The organism is Sphingobacterium suaedae (genome assembly GCF_042684625.1).
GTDB classification, from domain to species: domain Bacteria; phylum Bacteroidota; class Bacteroidia; order Sphingobacteriales; family Sphingobacteriaceae; genus Sphingobacterium; species Sphingobacterium suaedae.
In genome coordinates, this window is the sequence record NZ_JBHULR010000003.1 from 739,054 (window position 1) to 760,028 (window position 20,975).

Consider the following 20,975-nt stretch of genomic DNA (forward strand, 5'->3'; position numbering starts at 1 on the left):
CGTTTACGGCTCCAGATTGCTTCGTCGTTCTCCGCCCGCTTGAGAACGACAGCGCCTAAATTTCAGACAGCTTCTTTTCTCCGAATACGGATATTAATATCGCTCCCAAAAAAACGGAGGTTCAATACCAAGTGCCCGCAAATAAACAAAACCTTGCGCACGGTGATGGATCTCATTATCCACGAAATAGAGCAGATTGCTATAAATTGGGAATTTATATTCACCAAACAAATTATAGTCCTTATGAAAATCCTCTTCCGGAATTTGATTATACAACTCGATAATTTTTGGCGTGTCTGCATCCCAACGAGCTAGGAGGTCAGCTTTCGTGGTTAAACCTAACGCGTGATCGTAAGGTTTTTCTTGCTTCTCCACAATACCACGCAGTCCGGGTTCGGCAATAGACAGTAGTTCCATAATTAACTCCGAAAAAGGCCGCATGCCTCCAATAGAAAATGTGAAGAGATCATTCTCCGGAAACTTTTCCAAGGTACGACGCGTTAGTGTACGGTGGCCTAGCCAATGTTGTAAAAACTCTTCTTTTGTTAAAATTACTGATGTGCTCATCTGACTAAATGTTAAAACGTTAATTAATTCTATTCGTAAGCCTTATTGACTAACACAAAATTAAGGGCCGTTTTGACAACAGTTTGTCAGTAGAAAAAGAAGATGTTGATTTTTTTGCTACGGTCTATTCCGCGCGAATAGATTTAGGTTACCAGTGTAGCTGCAGATAGGCTTTAAACGTGTTGCTATTGCTGTTAAACAGTAACGTATGCCGGTTAGGATACACAGATAAAAGCCTATTTTTGTAGCGGCTGATGATAGACGTGTTTTCCTGAGAGGCCATGTGGTGATTTACCCGATTGCTCACTTCGATGAGCAACATGTTCTCTAGCGCGCGAATTTTCACTTTAAGGGGATAAATTACCATCGAATTATAGCCATACCGTAAGGCGTTGGCCACAAGTGGAAATGTCAGCAACGGCGCTATGGATTTATCGGTTTCCATACGGATATCCGATCGTACGAAAATAGGAGAACCGTCGCATTTTTCACAAAGTTTCAGGTAGTGCGTCAGCAGCTGCAATTCTTCTGCGATAGTCAAGGGAACCGTTTCTTCCAGTACCGCCATTTTTCCCAGAAAACAAAAATAATCCTGCCGCATCGCTTCCCCGACAGTCCCCTCCAATATGTGTTTGGCCAACACGGTATCCACGCGCATATCCTGAAAGGACAACGCTGCCTCTAAATCAATCTTGGCAAAATCTACTTCGATCTTGCTGCCGAAAATCTTGTCTAGAAATGTAGCCATATCACTCTATCCCGCTTACTCCTCCCGAAACGACCAGCTTCATGGCGTCCGTTGCACTCATATTCAACCGCTCTACATGAACCGATTTAACGACGACAACCTGTCCAGCCACCGAATATGAGTACGGGAAATAGACGATCACATCGTCGGGCAATCCAATTTTATGCAAATCTCGCTGTGTCAGAAAACCAATCTTTTTTAACCCGGTCTCATTAACCAACACCAACACGGGCTCGTTAAATTTTTTCGCATCCCCCACAAAGGCCTCCGTAAAATCTTTGATAGAAGAATACAACGTATTGAACAACGGAATTTTATTGATTGTCCGCTTTAACCAAGCACGGATAGGGGCAGTAACCAACGTCGTGAATATTAAGCCCACCAATATTAACACAATCAACACCGTCAGTATACCAATCCCCGGGATATACAATGGATGTCCCTGTTCATCTTCTAAAAAATGAGTCGTTAAATTTAATGCATTGTCTAAGGAAGCAACTGCCCAAATAATCAAAAAAACGGCACCCGCCACAGGGACGATCACTAACGCGCCTTTGATTAAATAATACAACAGCCGCTGGGATACTCTTTTTATCATACGCTTCTTCTATTTATCCGTAAAAATACACTCTTTTAACACGCGACGAAATATTAACCAGCAATTCATAAGGTATGGTACCGATCGCGTTCGCAGCTTTTCGTAAATCTGGAAAAACCACCACTTCATCTTCTTCGTGGGCTATAATATCCGTCACATCAAGCATGCACATGTCCATACAGATGGATCCTACGGTTTTGACCAGTTGACCGTTTACCTGCATTTCGCCCACGCCATTTCCGAAACGACGACTGTATCCATCTGCATACCCAATTTTTACAGTCGCAATACGACTTTCACGAAACAACACCCCTTTTCGGTCGTAGCCTACTGTTGCACCGGCCGGTAGCCGTTTGATTTGCGTGATGGTTGTTTTTAGCTGGCTCACGGCATCCAATGCCAAGCGCCCGTCCATATCCACCCCGTATAGCCCTATACCCAAACGAACCATATCCATATACGCTCCAGGCCAATGAACAATCGCCGAAGTATTCGCAATATGGCGCAGGAATTTATAGCCCAATTGCGTTTCCAATCGGTCCGCCCCCGCTGCGAACCGCCTGATCTGATCTTCGGTAAAGGCGCGATGTTCTTCGCTTCCCGAAGCGACCAAATGCGACAGTACACTTTTCACGTGCACCGATCGTACTTGCTGTAGGATGGTCGTTAATTCGTCCAGTTCCTCCGGCAAAAATCCTAAACGATGCATACCCGTATCGATCTTGATATGTATAGGAAATCCCTTTATCCGTTTATCTGCTAAAAATTCCAGAAAAGCATGGAGAATCCGAAAACTGTAAATCTCCGGTTCCAGACGATTGGCAATTAACAGATCAAATGCTTGCTCATCCGGGCTAAGAACCATAATAGGTAATTCAATGCCGTGCTGTCGAAGTTCTACTCCCTCGTCGGCAAAAGCAACGGTTAGATAATCTACCTTATTAAATTGAAGCAAGTTAGCCACTTCATAACTTCCGCTGCCATATGAAAACGCCTTTACCATCGCCATCATCTTCACCCCAACCGGAAGCAGCGAACGATACACTTGCAAATTATGCTCCAACGCCTTCAAATTGATCTCCAGTACCGTTTCATGCGATTTAGCCGATAAAAACTGACTGACATCCTCCAAATGAAAAGCCCGACTACCCTTTACTAATATAGATTCATTTTCAAAAGTCGTATCCTTTAACCCAGCCAGCAGGTCCTCCGTCGATTCGAATAGCTGCACGGGAGCGTGAATGTGTGCTTTCAAAAATGATAACCCAGACCCCACGAGAATAACCCGGTCTAAAAGCTGCCGTTCCATCAAGGTGCCGAGCTTATTCCGTAATTTCTCATCGAGACCCTCCATATCTGAAAGGATCAATGTCTTTTTTTTATGTTGCTGCTGCTGGTATAAGAAATCCAATGCGATCTGCAGCGAAGCAAGATCATTGGAGTATGTATCGTCGATAATCGAACTGTTATTTTTTCCCTTCTTAAGTTGGAGACGCATATCGAGCGATTTCAATTTCCTTAGTTTAAGGCTAATTGTATCCAACGGGTATCCAAAGTATAACAGGACCGTGATGCACAGCAACACATTTTCGAGAGATGCCTTGTCCTGAAAGGGCACCGAAAAAGTTGCAATTTCGTTTTGGAAAGCCAACTGTATCTGTGTGCTCCCCCGACCGTTCTCCTCCATACGTAACACCCGGACGTCGTCTTCCGCGCGTGCTCCATAACGGAAGGTGCGCATCGTGGGCACCAGTTTATCGTCCAACGCATAGGACGAATTAAAAATAACGTCTGTGCAATGTTTGAACAATTCTAATTTCTCCCGCAATTTTACCGCTTTCGACGAAAAACCACTGGCGTGTGCCAAGCCAATATTCGTAAACACGCCAATATCCGGACGAATCATCCGCTCGAGTAGCGCCATTTCTCCCGGGAGGCTTATGCCAGCCTCAATAATAGCACAATCATAGTCGTCGGACAGGTTCCACAATGCCAACGCAACACCCAACTGTGAATTATAACTCTTTGGACTTTGGTAAATCCTTTTGTCGTCCTGCAGCAATTGCGTAAGCCATTCTTTAACCACCGTCTTGCCATTACTCCCCGTTATACCTATGACAGGCTTTTTAAATTGCCGGCGGTGAAATGCAGCGAGTTCCTGTAGCGCCAACAGCACGTCTTTTACTTCAATAAAATTAGTCTGGGCATAGCGGCTCTTGTCTATGTCCACGCGGCTCACGACAAAAGACCGAACTCCCTTATGATACGCATCGTCGATAAACTCATGTCCGTCGCGTACATTTTTTAACGCAAAGAAAAGACTATGCGCTCCATTTCGAATCTTACGGCTATCATATTCTAATTCATAAATAGGGAGTGTTGCGTCAAAAATTGTGCTGGCTTCAGCGTGCACATGAGAAAGAATGGCTGATATCGTATACATAGTAAATCGCTTCAACAAATTTCATCAATATTTTCAATAAGTGTATCATTTTTTCAAGATTTGCACTATGGATGATTCAAATACCCCCAAGAAAAAGCTTACGCCACATCAGGCAAAATTAAAAGCCGAAAGCTACTGTGCCTACCAAGAGCGTGCTCAGCAAGAAGTCCGGGATAAGCTGTACGATTGGGGGCTTCACCAAAACGATGTCGAAAATACCATCGCACAGTTGATCGAAGACAATTTTCTAAACGAAGAACGCTTTGCCAAAGCATTTGCTTTGGGCAAATTCCGCATGAAAGGATGGGGGAAAATTAAGATAAAACAGCATTTAACAGCAAAAAAAGTGTCAAGTCCTTTAATAAAACTAGCCCTGCAACAGATCGACCCCGATGAATATGAAAAAAAATTAGTAGATAGCATAGAAAAAAAAATAAATAAACCAGCAGGCAAGCTAAGTTTTCATGAAAAAGCGAAATTAATTCGATTTTTACAGGCCAAAGGTTTCGAAAGCACATTAATTTTTGAAAAAACCGGAGAAATTTTCGATTAAATCAAACAAACACATAAACATCATAACACACTAAAATACAGTTAACAAAAATAAAATTTTACACTACAGAAACGAACTAATTTCGTATATTTGTAGCATTCAAAATCGGCAAACCATCCATTGGATATGAAAAAGATTTGGGTAATATATATGATAACCGTCCTCGGATTTTTTCTGGGTGGATCAGCCTATATTTCCTTATCTGCAGCCAACGAGTCTGTCGACATCGAACAGACCGACAGCCATTCCGACTCAGAAGAACAGGAAAACAAACGTAGCTTTGACGATGAGGTTCTTTGGGTCTCTATCGAACAAGGCTTGGTTGCTCTGCTTCCACAGCGGTGTGAATTTCAGGCGCTGGACGAGAATCTGCCCCATGTGAGCATAAGTTTACATTGCCCCCCTCCCAACTTCGCTTAATTTTTGTCAGAACAATCATGTGATAAAGACACGACCGTCTTTATCCATAAACGGCGTATCATCTTATTTTTTAGTAAACAACATATAATAATGAACAACATGTTAATTAAAGGAATAGTAACCTTAGGCCTTGCCTTTGGCCTTACATACAGCGCATCCGCTCAACAAGTAAACGAAAACGAATTGAAAATAAACGTCACGAAAATCGCGAATTCGACACAACAGCTCAAAAACTTAGAGCCTGTGGCGTTTCAGTACAATACGCAAAAATTTAAAAACTTGGAGCTGCCAGCGGGTAATCAATACGGATTCTTAGCAAGCAACGTAGAAACCGTGTTTCCCGACATGATCCAGACATCTTCCAAAGTATACCATGCAAGTAAAAACTCATCCAAGGTAGCTAAATATGCAGAAGTTGATCAGGAAAGCTTGATCCCTGTATTGGTAGCAGCCATCAAAGAACAACAGGAGCAAATCGAAGCTTTACGAAAAGAAGTTGCCGAGCTGCGGCAAACCAAATTAAGCGAATAACATTCAAAAAAGGGGCTTAAGGCCCCTTTTCTTATAGAATGAATAACCTAAGCTCCTTTAAAAAGCATAAACCAGTGCAATAGAGGCTTGAGATGCTTGTTTCGTCGCCGTCATACCATCTTTTTTCAAAAAGCCTGACTGATCATCATTATCCAGGCGGATTTCTGGAATAACCGACAATCCACCATGCTTCAACCGCGCAGATAGCGTAAATGCCGTAATTTGCGAGCCATCCACATCTTCCGCCCCGTCCACACCTTTTACATCCTTATTCTTAAAGTATTCTGCCCGTAGGCCAACCCCGACATTATCCGTGATATTGTAGCGGGGGTAAAGCGCAACACCGGTGTAACCGCCATCTGAACGGAAAGAATAATCTGCAGCATTCAGTGCCAACGTCACTTTAGGCGAGAAATCGTAGCTTGCCACAAGATCTACCAACGTTCCCGAACTGTAGTTATTCTCGCCTCCTGCCGATGAACCGGTCAGGAAATTTAGGTATGCCGTCAGCCCTTCGACCGGCGCTAAGGACAATTGAGCGCCAACATGCGAAACTCCATTGAGGTCGCGGTACACGTTCCAATCATTGAATACGCCCGCCATTAAGGAAACCTTATCTGAAAAGGCGTATGTAGCTTTAATACCTGCGTTTTGAAAAGGACCAGCACCAAACAGGTACGACGTGGAATAATGAAAATTCGGCACTGGAGAAATCACTTCATAACCAATAAATGTCCCCATATACCCTGCAGTCATACTGAATTGATCCGTAAAATTGTACGAGGCATATAGATTTTGTATATGGAATGAGTTTCCTCCATTTGCCTCCCGGTCGTCACCGTTAGGTATACTCAGATATTGACCCCTCGGACCAAAGGCTACTTCTCCAACAAAAGTAGCTTTGCCCGTAGATTTTTTTAACCCGAGCCCTAACATCCCCAGCGATACTGAGTTGTGGTCATTCGCAAAATAAGTTCCTATATTCTCTTGTTTTGCAAAATCATATTTCCAATATGCATCTGCATAGCCGCTAATTTCTAACGGTGAACCATCTTGGGCATAAGATAGTGTACTGATTAGCGAAGAAGTGATGATGAATAGAAATTTTCTCATAATTTGTTTTAGTTTATTGTTTTTTTTAAAATAGATAGACCATAAAAACATAAAAACCTAAAATAAATCTAAGAAACAAAGAGAATTTTTATTTTTTCAATATAAGAACGAGTTGAAAACAAAAAATAAACAACAAAAATTAAGATTTTATCCGATTTTTATCGTTAACAACACAAACAAATGAAATAAAATTGTTATTTCAAAATACAAAAAACAAAAACCAACCGATTAAACAGAAATACAATAAACAAAAACACGTAAAACACATAAAAAATGGCCTATTTTATTAAAAAAAATTTTTTTTATGAATTTTTTATAGGTGTTATTGATTTTTTATTACAATATTTGCAATGAAAACTTAAAATGAATATCAAAAAAACAACAAAACAAAGAGAGAAGTAATGAATTAACAAACTCTACTAACTAAACCAAATAAAATACAATGAAAAAAATCATTCCATTTGGTGCCTTGACGATCGCAGCAGTCTTAGCTTTGCTCGCTCCATCTACAGAGGTAACCACCGTCGCGGAAAGCAGCATCGATACCGGCGACACAGCATGGCTACTCATGTCGGCAGCTTTAGTTCTCCTCATGACACCCGGTCTCGCATTTTTTTATGGAGGAATGGTGCGTAAAAAGAATGTGATATCGACCATGCTGCAAAGCTTCGTCTGTATGGGCCTAATCACCGTGATCTGGGTGGTGTTCGGTTTTAGCCTGGCATTCGGGGAGGATATCGGCGGTATCATCGGCAACCCATCTACATTCTATATGATGAAAGGCATGCTCGGCAATGACGTTTGGCCAGCATTACCAACGATCCCGATCGCCTTATTCGCCATGTTTCAACTGAAGTTCGCCGTCATTACTCCTGCTTTGATCACCGGCGCATTCGCAGAGCGTATTAAATTCAATTCGTACCTCATTTTTATCACACTTTTCGTCATCGTCATCTATGCCCCTTTGGCACATGCAACCTGGCATCCCGACGGGATCTTAGCCAAAATGGGCGTGCTTGATTTTGCCGGGGGAACCGTCGTACATATGTCGGCAGGTTGGGCAGCTTTAGCTTCAGCGCTCTATCTAGGAAAGCGCAAGGAACAGGAACATACCCCGTCCCGGATCAGCTACGTTATCCTCGGTACAGGTCTCCTTTGGTTTGGTTGGTTCGGCTTTAATGCAGGGTCTGCAGGTGGTGCGAACGCGCTAGCGGCCTCCGCTTTTGCCACAACAACCACGGCATCTGCTGCAGCAGCCATGGCCTGGATTTTCTTCGACATCTTAAAAGGAAAAAAACCATCGGCTATGGGCGCCTGTATCGGAGCTGTGGTGGGTCTAGTAGCGATCACTCCTGCCGCTGGATTTGTCACCATCCCACATTCCTTGATTATTGGAGTCGTCGCGGCAGTAATCAGCAACCTGTTGGTGATCTGGAGAACGAAAAAAGGAATTGACGACACCCTCGACGTATTCCCCTGCCACGGTGTAGGCGGTATGGTGGGCATGTTATTGACCAGTGTATTTGCACATAGTTCTGTAAACAGTGTCGTGACAACAAACGGACTATTCTTTGGCGAAACAGGATTGTTTACCGCCCACTTAATAGCTTTAGTTGGCGCATCAGCATTCGCATTTTTTGGAGCTTTATTATTGCTAAAAATCACCGATCTTCTCGCTCCGCTGCGGGTAAGCGAAGAAGCGGAAGTCATGGGGCTAGACATCAGTCAACACGACGAAGAACTCTAATCGTTCAATAACTTTTTTAACGTCCGTCTGGAAGAACACAAGTCTTTCTTCCAGACGGAGTTAAAATTGATACCCTGTGGAAAGAACAAACAACTTTTCCGCTTTTTTACTTTTTATTTTGCACCAGCTAAGAATTCTTCTATATTTGCACCACGTCAAGCGAAAGTAGCTCAGTTGGTAGAGCACAACCTTGCCAAGGTTGGGGTCGCGAGTTCGAATCTCGTCTTTCGCTCAGTTGCCTAGGTGGTGGAACTGGTAGACACGCAGGACTTAAAATCCTGTTCCTGTTAAAGGAGTGCGGGTTCGATTCCCGCCCTAGGTACCATGAAGGTTCACTATAAATATCGTGAACCTTCATTATTTAGAACAAACTTGCTCCGCTCTTGGAATTCCCTGTCGAAAAACAAAATAACCCCATACCGCTCACCACTAATCAGATCAATCTCGTGCTCCCTTCATGAATCTTTGTTGGAATAAAAACGCTAACGTAGATTTGCTAGAGTACGACCGGGTAATACACCTGCCCTAATCCCGCCAGGCTGCTCAAGTCCACACGTTTCGTAAATACACCATATACAGCTGAGCCAGAGCCTGACATGGCCGCATATAATGCCCCTTTCTCATACAAAGCTAGCTTTACCGCTCTGATCTCGGGATACTGATCAAAAATCCCATCCTCGAAATCATTTTTAATATAATATTTCCAGTCTTGAATTGGTAATTGCACCAAATCGCGCAACGGTGCAGGAGCCGGTTGCGGAACGATGCCCCGATAGGCTTCTGCAGTTGAAACATGTACCGCAGGCTTTACCAAAACTAAAAACCTATTCGATAGGTCCAAGGCAAGGGGCGACAAGGTGGTACCTATCCCTTCCGCGTACATCGGCACATTCTGAATAAAAAATGGGCAGTCTGCCCCCAATTTGGCAGCCTCTACCTCCAGTTCGGTCCACGACAGCTGCAATTGAAATTTGTCGTTCAACATCTTCAACACAAAGGCGCCGTCTGCGGATCCGCCTCCCAACCCCGCTCCAAAAGGTATTTGCTTATGCAGATGTATCTGTACATCAGGCAGGTCGAATCGATCACGAAGCAGTCGAAAAGCTTTGAGGCACAGGTTATTCTCATCAACAGGCAAATCCATGCCCGTAATACGTAAACTGGTCCTGCCGTCTGTTGCATCACGAAGCTCTATAATATCATACAACGGAAAAGGATAGAGAACCGTTTGCAACAAATGATACCCATCGCCTCGTTTGGCGGTGATGTTTAAGCCGATATTAATCTTCGCATTCGCATAAGCAATCATAACACAATATTAAACAACTTCCTCGGAAAATAAACCGGTAAAAACAAGATTTTGTTTTAAACCGGCCGAGTTTGTAACTTGCGGCGTAGCGACAGCGCGTACGGTATGATTCGGATAGTCTTTCTTTTTCTTTTTTGTTTTCAGCAGGTTTGGTGTGGCGCACAAAAAATTTCGCCCATAGGGACGCCTTTTGTACAAAACTATACAAAATCCCAATATAAAGCGGGCAACCAAAACTGGAGTATCGCCCAAGGAAAAGACGGGATTATCTATGCCGCGAACAACAATGGACTGATCACATTCGACGGGGCGTATTGGGATTTATACCCACTGGACAACCGAAGTTTTGTCCGCAGCGTAGCGTTAGCCCCAAACGGGGATGTATACGTGGGCGGAAAGGAAGAGTTCGGCTATTTGCATAAAGTAAATGGAAGGCTTGAATACAGAAAGTTGTCGCAACTGGTGGATTCCAAAACATTGGAAAATGACGAAATCTGGAAGATTCTATTTTTGCCCGATGCGGTTATGTTCCAATCCTTTTCAAAGTTTTACCTCTACAGGAACAATAAAATAGAGGTATACCATGGCCACGGAGAATCGCTACTATTTGCGCACCAAGTCAAAAACAAACTGTGGATAGAGAAGATCCCTTCCGGACTACAGTCGTGGTCCTACGCAGGCTTCAAATCCTTATCTACTCCGTTGAGCAATATATTGAGCATCCTCCCTTTTTCAGACAACGAACAACTGGTCGGAACGGCAAAACAAGGTCTTTTTCTTTTACGGGACAATGGCGAAATCGTCCCATGGAACGCAAATTCTACTGTAAATAAACTTCTTAAGGAAGCCCAACTAAACAATGGGATCAAGATAGATGATCAAACCTTTGCCTTTGGGACCATCAAAAATGGTATTTTTATCATCGATCGACATGGAAAGCTTCTGCAACATATCCACAAACGTAACGGTCTGCAGAACAATACCGTACTCAGCATGACATTGGACCGTCAAGGTAATATTTGGGCCGGCTTGGATAATGGTATTGATCGTATACAAATCAATTCTCCGTTCTATTATTATAACGACATTTTCGGGGAAATAGGAACGGTATATGCCATCAAAGTTTTTCACGACACAATTTACCTGGGCACTAATCAGGGATTATTTTTCAGCGAATGGACAACCAACGACAGTGCAAAACCGCTTAACTTCCAGTTTGTCCCCAATTCGCAAGGACAGGTATGGTCGTTGGATATCTTTAATAATCAGCTCATTTGCGGGCACAATGATGGCACATTCCTGATACAAGGAAATACCCTAACGCGCATATCCGAGTGGACAGGCGGTTGGGCCAATAGGCAGCTCACGGAAACGCCATCGTTGTTTCTACAAGGAAACTATACCGGTTTGGCCCTGTTTGAATATACAGACGGATGGCGACTTCGGCATAAATTCAGCGAATTAAAAGCGGCCGTATTAAACATATTTCCTAAAGACGCGCGTACATTTTGGGTCGTTCTGAATAACAGCCTGGCCATGGCTGAGTTTTCCCCAAATTTCAGTAGCCTGAAGATCAGCAAATCATTCTCTTACACGAATGATTTTCCACACATCCGATACATCACCCCCACGTCGCTCCGCGGCAATACGTTGTTTGCGACCGACAAAGGAATTTTTATCTATGACAACGTCTTGTCTAAATTCAAACCCTATGATGAGTTTAACAAAACGTTAGGCTCATACGCCCGATCCAAGCGAATTAAAACATTAGATAACAACACATATCTCTTTTCAAATCAAGGACATTTTGCACTCGTTCGGTTTAATCAGAATGCACTACATGTCGACTCGTCTACCTTCAATAGCCTAGAGGATGTGGTGATGAAGAATTATGAAATCGCGGAGCCGGTAGGTAATCATTTGATCTTCGGACTGGACAACGGAATTGCCATTTACGACAAAAAGAACGCCTACGAACAGCAGATTGCAGCTCCCGTCATCCGAGGGGTACAAGATATTTCGGTAAGCGATTCGACCATCTATCTCGAGCAAAATCGCCCACTAGCCAATAAGCAAAACAATATACGCATCCTATTTGCCGTTCCCTGGTTCCTGAGCTCGCCTATCAAGTATCAATATATGCTTGAAGGGCAGTCAACGGAATGGTCCAAAGCATCGGAAACGGCTTTTATTGACTACACCAATTTACCCGCCGGGAGTTATACGTTTAAAGTACGGGCAATTACAGCCGCCGGAACAGTATCGGATAGTACACATTTAAAATTTAGTATCCTGCATCCCTGGTACTTAAGGTGGCCCGCCTTAGTCGTATATACCATGCTTACCGGTGTGGGTATTTTCGTAACGCGTCGGTTGATCATTGAAAAAATAAAACGGGACAAATTGGCTTTACGGCAGAAATTGCAGAAACGGCAAGAGGAAGTTTTGCGCAAAGAAACCGAACAAAATGAGAAAAAGCTCATGGCCGTCAAAAATGAACAATTGATCCAAGAACTTGAACTTAAAAATCGAGAGCTTGCCAATGCAGCGACGAATATTGTTTATAAGAACGAATTGCTCAATAACCTGCATGAAGAGCTCCTGAACCTCAAAGACAAGAACGGGAACAAGCTATCCAATGACCAACTCCAAAAGGTCAATAAATTGGTCGATAATGCACGTAGCGATGAACGGGATTGGGATCTGTTCGAGAAAAGTTTTAATGAATCGCATGAGAACTTTTTCAAAAAACTGAAAGCTGACTACCCAAGTCTATCGCCAAACGACCTTAAACTCTGCGCTTACCTACGCCTGAACATGTCGAGCAAAGACATTGCGTCCCTCCTCAATATCACCACCCGAGGCGTAGAAATCCGTCGGTATCGGTTGCGCAAAAAATTCGATCTCCCCACCGAAAAAAACTTAACAGAGTTCCTATTAGAACGCTAGAACACCACATCATTACCACTACAGATGCATAGTGTATAAACAACACCATCTAAAACTTTTTGAGCAGGTAAAAACACAAATTACATTGTTGATTAACAAATAATTAACAACATATAAACACACCTCTTGTAGCAGTGAAAAACAAGTGAAGTAGTAATGTGAAATCGAATAATTTCTCCTAGAAACGAATACATCACATCTTTGTTCTAATTATAAACACTGTGTTACGATAACCAGTTATTGTTTCATAACTATAAACTAAACAAAAACAAGCTCTATGAGGAAGTTATTTACACTCTTATTGTTTTTAACCGTCATCCTACCCTATGGATTTGCTCAGGTTAAAACCGTCACCGGTACGGTCAAAGACAGCGAGTCGCTGATCGGCATTCCAGGTGTGACGATCAGCGTCAGAAGTGGACAGGGGGTTCAGACTGATGCTACGGGCCGCTTCTCGATTGAAGCTGCTCCCACCGATACGCTAACCTTTCGGTTTATCGGCTACACCCAACAGACAGCTGTTGTTGGTAGTCAAACAACGCTTGACATTTTCTTGGTCAATGAAGACCAAGCCTTAGAAGAAGTGGTCGTCATTGGTTATGGTACACAAAAGAAAGCGGATTTGACAGGGGCAATCAGTTCCGTGAAAGCAGACGAAATTGCTAAACAGCCCGCTATGTCGGCCATGCAGTCGGTGCAAGGAAAGGTGGCAGGTTTAAATATTGTGGCTTCGGAAGCCCCCGGATCAGCGCCAAATGTAATCATTCGTGGTCTGGGTACGGCATTAGGAGGCAGAAACCCGTTATATATTGTGGACGGTATGCCGGTAGCGGATATCAACAATATCAATCCAACGGATATTGAATCCATGGATGTTTTAAAAGATGCTTCTTCTGCATCCATTTACGGTTTACGTGCCGCAAATGGTGTCGTAATTATTACGACGAAAAAAGGTAAAGCTGGATTTTTCAAAATTGGCTACGACAGCTATGCTGGGGTAAAAAACATCCTGAATCCCGTGAAAATGGCTAACGGCACACAATATGCGAAATATGTCAATGAGCATCTAACGGCAACGAACGCAGATTATAGTATCGCCGAAAATGGACAACCGTATGATACAGATTGGTACGACGAAATACTAAAGACAGGTTCTGTTTTCAATAACGCCGTCAACTTGTCCGGCGGTTCGGAAAATATCGACTATTTTCTGAGCTTTAATAATTTTACGGAGAATGGAATGCTAGATGGCGCAAAATTCACGAGAAATACCATTAGAAATAACAATACCTATAAGTTTTTAGAAGGTCGGCTAAGGTTCAATCAAACCCTCAACCTTACATTCACAGATAATAAAATCAAGCCTAATGGTGCTTTTAATACAGCATATCGCCAAACTCCGTTATCACCAGTATGGTACGAAAATGGGCGTGCAGGCAGGCCGATTATTGACGGCGAAACAGGCCTGATAGGTTATCAGTCAGGAACGAATAAAGTGCTAAATTCCATTGGAAACCCTGTCTATGATATTAGTAGACATAACGAACTTCAAAAATCGACAACCCTACAAGGTGGATTTGAAGGAGAATTTAAAATTACAGACTATTTAAAGATCAATTCGCGTGTTGGTGCTACAAAATATTGGTACCGTGGCAGGAACTTCCAAAATACGAAAGACGCTTGGTTAAATGCTGATCCTACGAGATTAGAAGCCGAATTTGAGGATTTACGGAACACCAATCCTTTAGCGGCAGATTACGCATACAATCGGCTAGGTATACAACAGGAAGAGACACTGAGATGGATCTGGGAAAATTTCCTGACCTTTCAGAAAAGCTTTGGAAAACATAACCTTGATGCCACGTTGGGGATGTCAAGAGAAAAATTTGGAGCAGGCAATCGCATCGAGGGAGTCGGCTATGATGTGCCTGAACAAGAGCAATATTGGAACCTGAACCTAGCGAACAGCTCCAAGTCGTCCGTTCTACCAAAAAACATATCTCACAAGGAATTTACGCCACGGGCATTAGCATCGTACTTTGCTCGGGCACAATATAATTTTGATAGCAGATACTATGTGACGGGAACTGTCAGACGGGACGGATCCAGTGTGTTCCGTCAATCCGGTGAGTACTGGGGAACATTCCCTTCATTTGGACTAGGCTGGACCATTAGTAACGAAGGGTTTATGGAAAAAGCGAGCTGGGTTAATCTGTTGAAAATACGTGGAAACTGGGGAATGTTAGGCAATCAGGATATTCCACGTAACGCTTCTCAAATCATCGTTTCCCCGGGAACAGATCTGAACGCTGGCGACAACAATAACAACTATGTGTTTGGCCCGAGCCAAGAACTTGTGTATGGCGCATCATTCGGAACACCTGCCTTCCCGCTAACCTGGGAAAAAACAAGAGAAACTGGCATTGGTTTAGATTTTGCGTTTTTAAACAACAACCTATCCGGTTCTGTCGATTATTATCACAAACTAAACACCAATACCATCCTCGATGTCACTCCTACCTTAAATTCGCCTTTTAAACAGAATTTCTACGCACATGGCGCAAAAGTACTGAATCAGGGTATTGAGGCCATAGTGAATTGGAACAAAGCGATCAACGATCATTTTAACTACAACGTTAGCGTGAACTACTCCTATAATAAAAACGAGGTAACCGAAGTTACGCCTGCTTACGACGGTGCGATAGGCGGAAGTTTAGCGAATGGTGAGATTACAAAACAATTGCGTGTTGGTCAGCCAATTTATGCATGGTGGATGTGGGATGCCGTAGGTGTGTGGCAAAACACAGCAGAAATTGCAGAAGGCGCGAAAACAGGCAGTCCGCTTCCTGGACACCTGCGTTATGCAGATCAGAACGAAGACGGGGTAATCGACAATCGGGATAAAGTCTTTTTTGGGTCGTATATACCCGCCTCCACTTACGGAATAAATATTGGTGTTAATTACCGCGCTTTTGATTTCTCTGTGTATGGCTATGGCGTCGCGGGAAATAAGATTTACAATGCATTAAAAGGGACACGTATTAATGGGGGAGAAAACATTACCGAACAAACGTTCAACGAACGTTGGACGAACGAAGGTTCGACCAATACGCATCCTGGAGCAGCAAGAGATACGTATGCATCTAGCTACTACTTAGAATCTGGCAACTATTTCAGGATCAATAACATCACATTAGGATACACCTTTAACAAGCTCTATTCTAATAATTCTAAATTAAGGGTCTATTTTTCAGCACAGAATCCGTTTATGTTCACAAAATATTCGGGAATATCGCCAGAAATTTCTGGCATATCATCGACTAATAATCCCGATGATGCACGCCCCGCCGGAACATCAGGTGTTGAACTCTCGGCATATCCAACGACGAGAAACTTTTTATTTGGAATCAACATGCAGTTTTAACGCTTTTAAGATATCATCATGAAATTCACAAAACTAAATATATTATTATTAACGGCCGCCGGCTTCTTTGCACAGGGCTGTACAAAGGACTTCTTGGATGTACCAGCTAAGGAGGTTGTGGAAACGGAAGATAGCAACGAGATCTATGAACCCGAAACCTTTGTAAACGGGATATACGGCATGTTTACCGATTGGAACTATGCCTTCGCGTATCTCGGAATAACTGAAATCCTTTCGGATAACGCGGATAAAGGTAGTGCGGCTACCGACGCTGGAACCGATAAAGACGTACTCGACGCCTTAACCTACACCGCAACCACCGCTTCTTTTGCATCGTTATGGGAGCACTGGTATAAATCTATCGGTCGGGCAAGCCAAGCCATCGAATACACGGAAGAATTCGGACTAACAGACGAAACATATAAAAATAGACTGATTGCCGAAGCTCGCTTTTTGCGAGCGCTTAACTATTTCTTTCTCGTGCGCGGATGGGGAGACGTTCCCTTACAACACGTCGATTTGATCGAGCGGAAACCCGCTTCCGAGGTATACGCATTCATCCAAGAAGATCTACAGTTCGCGATAACCAATCTTCCGGCAAAATCCGCCTATCCCGCAAAAGATCTGGGAAGAGCGACGAAAGGTGCTGCCCAGGGCTTGCTGGCCAAGGTATTCCTTTACCAAAATAAATGGCAAGAGGCGGTTGACATGGCCCAAGCTGTACTAAATTCGGGAGAATATAGTTTAGAACAAGACTACGCAACTGTATGGCGTGTAAGCACCGAAAACGGCCCTGAATCTCTTTTTGAGTTCCAGGGCAGAGGTGAGGAACTGGCACACGGTATACAACAGTATTCGCAAACACAGGGTGCGCGCGGAACATCAGGATGGGGATGGGGATTTAATATACCCTCTCAAAATCTACTGAACGCGTTTAATGCCGAGAAAGACGAAGTCCGCAAAAATGCAACGATCATCTTTGCCGGCGAAACGATGTACGATGGCCGTAAAGTAAGTCCGCTCGTAGAAAATCCGATGTACAATGAGAAGGCGTATTCATCCGCGAATGCAGGGGCTGGCGACACAGATAAAAACATTCGTTATCTACGTTTAGGGGAGATCTACTTGATTCTTGCGGAAGCGGCTAACGAATTAGGGAATGCCGATCTTGCAAAACAAAATTTAAACATCATCCGTGATCGCGTGGACTTACCGTTAGTGACAACAAATGATCAGACACAATTGCGCCAATTAATCTGGAAAGAAAGACGATTAGAACTTGCCTTCGAACATGATCGTTGGTTTGACCTCGTACGTACCCGACAAGCCGCCACCGCTATGCAAGCTGCGGGCAAACAATTTCAAGATAAGCAATATTTGTGGCCGATTCCTGATAAGCAACTCATCCAAACGCCTGAGATGACTCAAAACCCGGGTTGGTAATAACTAAACAACAGGAAAGGCGCCCGTCGTCATTCAGACGGCGGGTCCTCTCTATAAATTTATCTTTTCCTATGTTCAAAAAACTCGTAGCGATCCTGTTTTTCGCGACAGTACTCACTGCCTGCAGTAAAAATAATGAAGAGGAGAACGGAGCTGCAGGCACCTTTAAATTGACAGAGGTTACACTGAATGGCTCCAAGTTAATAACGAACACCACAAACGTCGGGCTTTCCCCTATGTTCATGCTGACGTTCGAACATACGATTGGACAACAGATACATAACCATATTGAGCTGCGGGATGCAACGGGTAAGGCAATCCCCTTAGACATACAAGTCGGCGCAGATGGCAAATCGACGACGGTCTCGCCAGGCAATGACCTGTTGGCGTTCCAGCGTTATACCTTCGCGGTTCGCGCATCGTTAATGGCGACGAACGGCAGTAAATTGGACAAAGAATACAGTTATATCATAACCACAGGTCTTGATCCCGCCGATAAATTTGAACGGATCAGTACCGAACAGCTGCTGACCAAAGTCCAGCGCCAAACATTTGCGTACTTTTGGGATTTTGCCCATCCCGCTTACGGTATGATACGCGAGCGCAATACCTCAGGGGATATCGTAACAACTGGAGGCACCGGCTTCGGACTCATGGCTATTCTCGTCGGCATCGAGCGTGGATTTATCACCCGTGAACAAGGACTGGAACGAACAAAAAAAATTGTCTCCTTCCTTAAATTAGCCGACAGGTACCACGGGGCTTTTTCGCATTGGTACAACGGCAATACCGGAAAAACACAGCCGTTTAGCACCAAGGACAATGGTGCCGATGTAGTCGAAACAGCCCTCCTATTCCAAGGGCTCTTGACAGCACGCAACTACTTCAACGATGCTACTTTACAGGCCGACATCACAACCCTGTACAACGCGATCGAGTGGAGCTTTTTTAAAAACGGTCAATCCGCGTTATTCTGGCACTGGAGTCCTACCTTTCAGTGGGAGATGAACCTAAAAGTGACGGGGTGGAACGAAGCGCTCATCGCCTACATATTGGCGGCAGGGTCAACAACATATGGAATCGAGCGAACCGATTATGAACAAGGTTGGGCCAACAACGGCTCCATCAAGAACGGTGCGTCCTACTACGGCATTCCGCTACCCTTAGGGCCTGCAAACGGCGGTCCGTTGTTTCTGTCGCAATACAGCTTCTTAGGATTGAACCCTTTTGGTCTTCAAGATCAGTACGCATCGTATGAACAGCAAGTGAAAAATCACACCCTTATCAATAGGGCGTATTGTGTAGCCAACCCCAAAAAATTTGCAGGCTATAGCGCCGATTGCTGGGGACTGACAGCGAGCGATGACATCGAAGGCTATAAAGTGCACACTCCTAGCGACGATAACGGCGTGATCTCACCTACCGCTGCCTTAAGTGCCATGCCCTACACGCCCCAAGAATCGTTGCAGGCGTTAGCTTTTTTCTATTACAAATTGGGCGACAAAATCTGGGGCACGTACGGATTTAAAGATGCCTTCTCCTTATCGGAGCCGTGGTTTGCCGATAGCTACTTAGCCATTGATCAAGGCCCCATCCTTATTGGAATCGAAAATTACCGATCTGGTCTTTTATGGAAATACTTTATGCAGACACCAGAAATTAAACGCGCGTTACAAAAATTAGCATTCACGACACCCAACCCATAATGATTAAAACACCCTTTAAAAGAAAACAACAGATACCTATGAAACGAACATACAGCACCCTTATCGTTGCCTTGGCACTCGGCACAACAGCAGCTTGCTCTAATCCATCGACAGGTACATCTTCCAGCCAGAACCAAGCCGATTCAACGACGCACCGGCACAGTACCGAAGACACCCTGCTCACCCGTGTGCAACAGCAAACGTTCCAGTACTTTTGGGATGGTGCCGAGCCGCATTCCGGGTTGGCACGCGAACGCATCCACATGGATGGAGAATATCCTCAAAATGACCAAAATGTAGTAACCATCGGGGGCAGCGGCTTCGGAATGATGGCTATTTTGGTTGGCATACACAACGAATTTATCAACAAAGAGGAAGGACGCGCGCGTCTCCAACGAGCCTTGCACTTCCTCGACAGCATAGACCGCTTTCAAGGAGCGTGGTCACATTGGTATTTTGGCGATTCAGGCAAACCAAAAGCGTTTAGCAAAAACGACGATGGAGGAGATATCGTTGAGACAGCATTCATGGCACAAGCTCTGATCTGCATCCGTGAGTTTTATAAAAATGGAGATGAAACAGATAAACAATTAGCGGCAAAAGCAGATGAGCTCTGGAAAGGGATCAACTGGGACTTTTACCGCAACGGCAAAGACCTCCTGTATTGGCACTGGAGTCCAAACTACGGTTGGGGCATGAATCATACCATTCAAGGGTTCGATGAATGCATGATCGCGTATGTGTTGGCGGCCTCCTCTCCAACGCACCCAATCCCCGCCTCCACGTATCATAAAGGTTGGGCCCGTGACGGAGATATCCGTTCATCCGTCGAAAAATACGGTATCCCAACGATAGTCAAACACAACGCTAAAGAAGGGGAAATCGGTCCATTGTTTTGGGCACACTATTCTTTTCTGGGGCTGAACCCCAACGGATTGTCAGACCAATACGCCAACTACGAAGACGTCGTCACGAACCACACCAAAATTAATATCGCCTACGCAGAACAAAACCCGAAAGGATTTAAAGGTTATGGCGCAGACAAAGGATGGGGCTGGACAGCTAGTTATTCGACCAATGGATACAATGCACACCACCCCGATAATGATCCCACCGGCGTCATCTCACCGACGGCAGCCCTTTCTTCCATGCCCTACACACCAAAAGAAAGTCTAGCTTTTATGCATTACCTAAGAGACAGCATAGGCGACAAAGTCTGGGGAAAATATGGGTTCTACGACGCCTATAGCGAAACTGAAAACTGGTTTCCGCAGCGTTACTTGGCAATCGATCAAGGGCCTATTGTGGTGATGATCCAAAACTATAAAGATGCATTTATCTGGGACTTATTTATGCAGGCTCCAGATGTGCAGGCTGGATTACAAAAATTAGGGTTTACTAGTACGTATCTAAAAAAATAAAAA

At 44.0% G+C, this 20,975-nt stretch carries 15 protein-coding genes and 2 tRNA genes; 11 read left to right on the forward strand and 6 right to left on the reverse strand.

Annotated features, from left to right (window positions below):
* Positions 1-93 precede the first annotated feature (93 nt).
* The 4 genes from ACFSR5_RS06640 to ACFSR5_RS06655 form a co-directional block, all read right to left on the reverse strand.
* Positions 94-567, reverse strand: coding sequence for a DinB family protein (locus ACFSR5_RS06640; RefSeq protein WP_380901968.1), 474 nt, complete (start codon positions 565-567; stop codon positions 94-96).
* Between the two features lie 148 nt (positions 568-715).
* Positions 716-1,315: a hypothetical protein gene (locus tag ACFSR5_RS06645; RefSeq protein WP_380901970.1), complete on the reverse strand. Its 600-nt coding sequence runs from the start codon at positions 1,313-1,315 to the stop codon at positions 716-718.
* Position 1,316: 1 nt separating this feature from the next.
* Positions 1,317-1,913, reverse strand: coding sequence for a DUF502 domain-containing protein (locus ACFSR5_RS06650; protein WP_380901972.1), 597 nt, complete (start codon positions 1,911-1,913; stop codon positions 1,317-1,319).
* Between the two features lie 13 nt (positions 1,914-1,926).
* Entirely contained in the window at positions 1,927-4,356 is a 2,430-nt protein-coding gene (locus ACFSR5_RS06655) for a bifunctional UDP-N-acetylmuramoyl-tripeptide:D-alanyl-D-alanine ligase/alanine racemase (protein ID WP_380901974.1), read from the reverse strand.
* Between the two features lie 67 nt (positions 4,357-4,423).
* Between ACFSR5_RS06655 and ACFSR5_RS06660 the strand changes: the two genes are divergently transcribed.
* The 3 genes from ACFSR5_RS06660 to ACFSR5_RS06670 all read left to right on the forward strand — a co-directional run bounded on the left by ACFSR5_RS06660 (position 4,424) and on the right by ACFSR5_RS06670 (position 5,860).
* Positions 4,424-4,909, forward strand: a complete 486-nt coding sequence (locus ACFSR5_RS06660; RefSeq protein WP_380901976.1) for a regulatory protein RecX — start codon at positions 4,424-4,426, stop codon at positions 4,907-4,909.
* A 126-nt stretch (positions 4,910-5,035) separates the two neighbouring features.
* Positions 5,036-5,329, forward strand: a complete 294-nt coding sequence (locus ACFSR5_RS06665; protein ID WP_380901978.1) for a hypothetical protein — start codon at positions 5,036-5,038, stop codon at positions 5,327-5,329.
* 90 nt (positions 5,330-5,419) lie between these two features.
* Positions 5,420-5,860 (forward strand): tail fiber domain-containing protein, encoded by a 441-nt coding sequence (locus ACFSR5_RS06670; protein ID WP_380901980.1) that lies wholly within the window; start codon positions 5,420-5,422, stop codon positions 5,858-5,860.
* Between the two features lie 57 nt (positions 5,861-5,917).
* Here ACFSR5_RS06670 and ACFSR5_RS06675 read toward each other — a convergent pair whose 3' ends face one another.
* Entirely contained in the window at positions 5,918-6,973 is a 1,056-nt protein-coding gene (locus tag ACFSR5_RS06675; protein ID WP_380901982.1) for a porin, read from the reverse strand.
* Positions 6,974-7,415: 442 nt separating this feature from the next.
* On the opposite strand from ACFSR5_RS06675, the gene ACFSR5_RS06680 reads away from it, so the two are divergent.
* The 3 genes from ACFSR5_RS06680 to ACFSR5_RS06690 all read left to right on the forward strand — a co-directional run bounded on the left by ACFSR5_RS06680 (position 7,416) and on the right by ACFSR5_RS06690 (position 9,045).
* Positions 7,416-8,720, forward strand: coding sequence for an ammonium transporter (locus ACFSR5_RS06680; RefSeq protein ID WP_380901984.1), 1,305 nt, complete (start codon positions 7,416-7,418; stop codon positions 8,718-8,720).
* A gap of 159 nt (positions 8,721-8,879) precedes the next feature.
* Positions 8,880-8,952, forward strand: a tRNA-Gly gene (locus tag ACFSR5_RS06685).
* A gap of 5 nt (positions 8,953-8,957) precedes the next feature.
* Positions 8,958-9,045 (forward strand) — tRNA-Leu (locus tag ACFSR5_RS06690).
* A gap of 171 nt (positions 9,046-9,216) precedes the next feature.
* Here ACFSR5_RS06690 and ispE read toward each other — a convergent pair.
* The gene (gene ispE, locus ACFSR5_RS06695; protein ID WP_380901986.1) at positions 9,217-10,029 is read right to left on the reverse strand and encodes a 4-(cytidine 5'-diphospho)-2-C-methyl-D-erythritol kinase; all 813 of its coding nucleotides are present in this window, start codon (positions 10,027-10,029) and stop codon (positions 9,217-9,219) included.
* Positions 10,030-10,134: 105 nt separating this feature from the next.
* Between ispE and ACFSR5_RS06700 the strand changes: the two genes are divergently transcribed.
* From ACFSR5_RS06700 to ACFSR5_RS06720, 5 genes are all read left to right on the forward strand, one after another.
* Positions 10,135-12,978 (forward strand): helix-turn-helix and ligand-binding sensor domain-containing protein, encoded by a 2,844-nt coding sequence (locus tag ACFSR5_RS06700; RefSeq protein ID WP_380901988.1) that lies wholly within the window; start codon positions 10,135-10,137, stop codon positions 12,976-12,978.
* Between the two features lie 277 nt (positions 12,979-13,255).
* A complete protein-coding gene (locus tag ACFSR5_RS06705) occupies positions 13,256-16,402 on the forward strand; it encodes a SusC/RagA family TonB-linked outer membrane protein (protein ID WP_380901990.1) in 3,147 nt (1,048 codons plus the stop codon).
* Positions 16,403-16,420: 18 nt separating this feature from the next.
* Positions 16,421-17,845, forward strand: coding sequence for a RagB/SusD family nutrient uptake outer membrane protein (locus ACFSR5_RS06710; protein ID WP_380901992.1), 1,425 nt, complete (start codon positions 16,421-16,423; stop codon positions 17,843-17,845).
* A 71-nt stretch (positions 17,846-17,916) separates the two neighbouring features.
* On the forward strand, positions 17,917-19,551 hold the full coding sequence (locus ACFSR5_RS06715; RefSeq protein ID WP_380901994.1) for a glucoamylase family protein: 1,635 nt from the start codon (positions 17,917-17,919) through the stop codon (positions 19,549-19,551).
* A gap of 38 nt (positions 19,552-19,589) precedes the next feature.
* Positions 19,590-20,972 (forward strand): glucoamylase family protein, encoded by a 1,383-nt coding sequence (locus ACFSR5_RS06720; RefSeq protein ID WP_380901996.1) that lies wholly within the window; start codon positions 19,590-19,592, stop codon positions 20,970-20,972.
* The last annotated feature ends 3 nt before the right edge of the window (positions 20,973-20,975 follow it).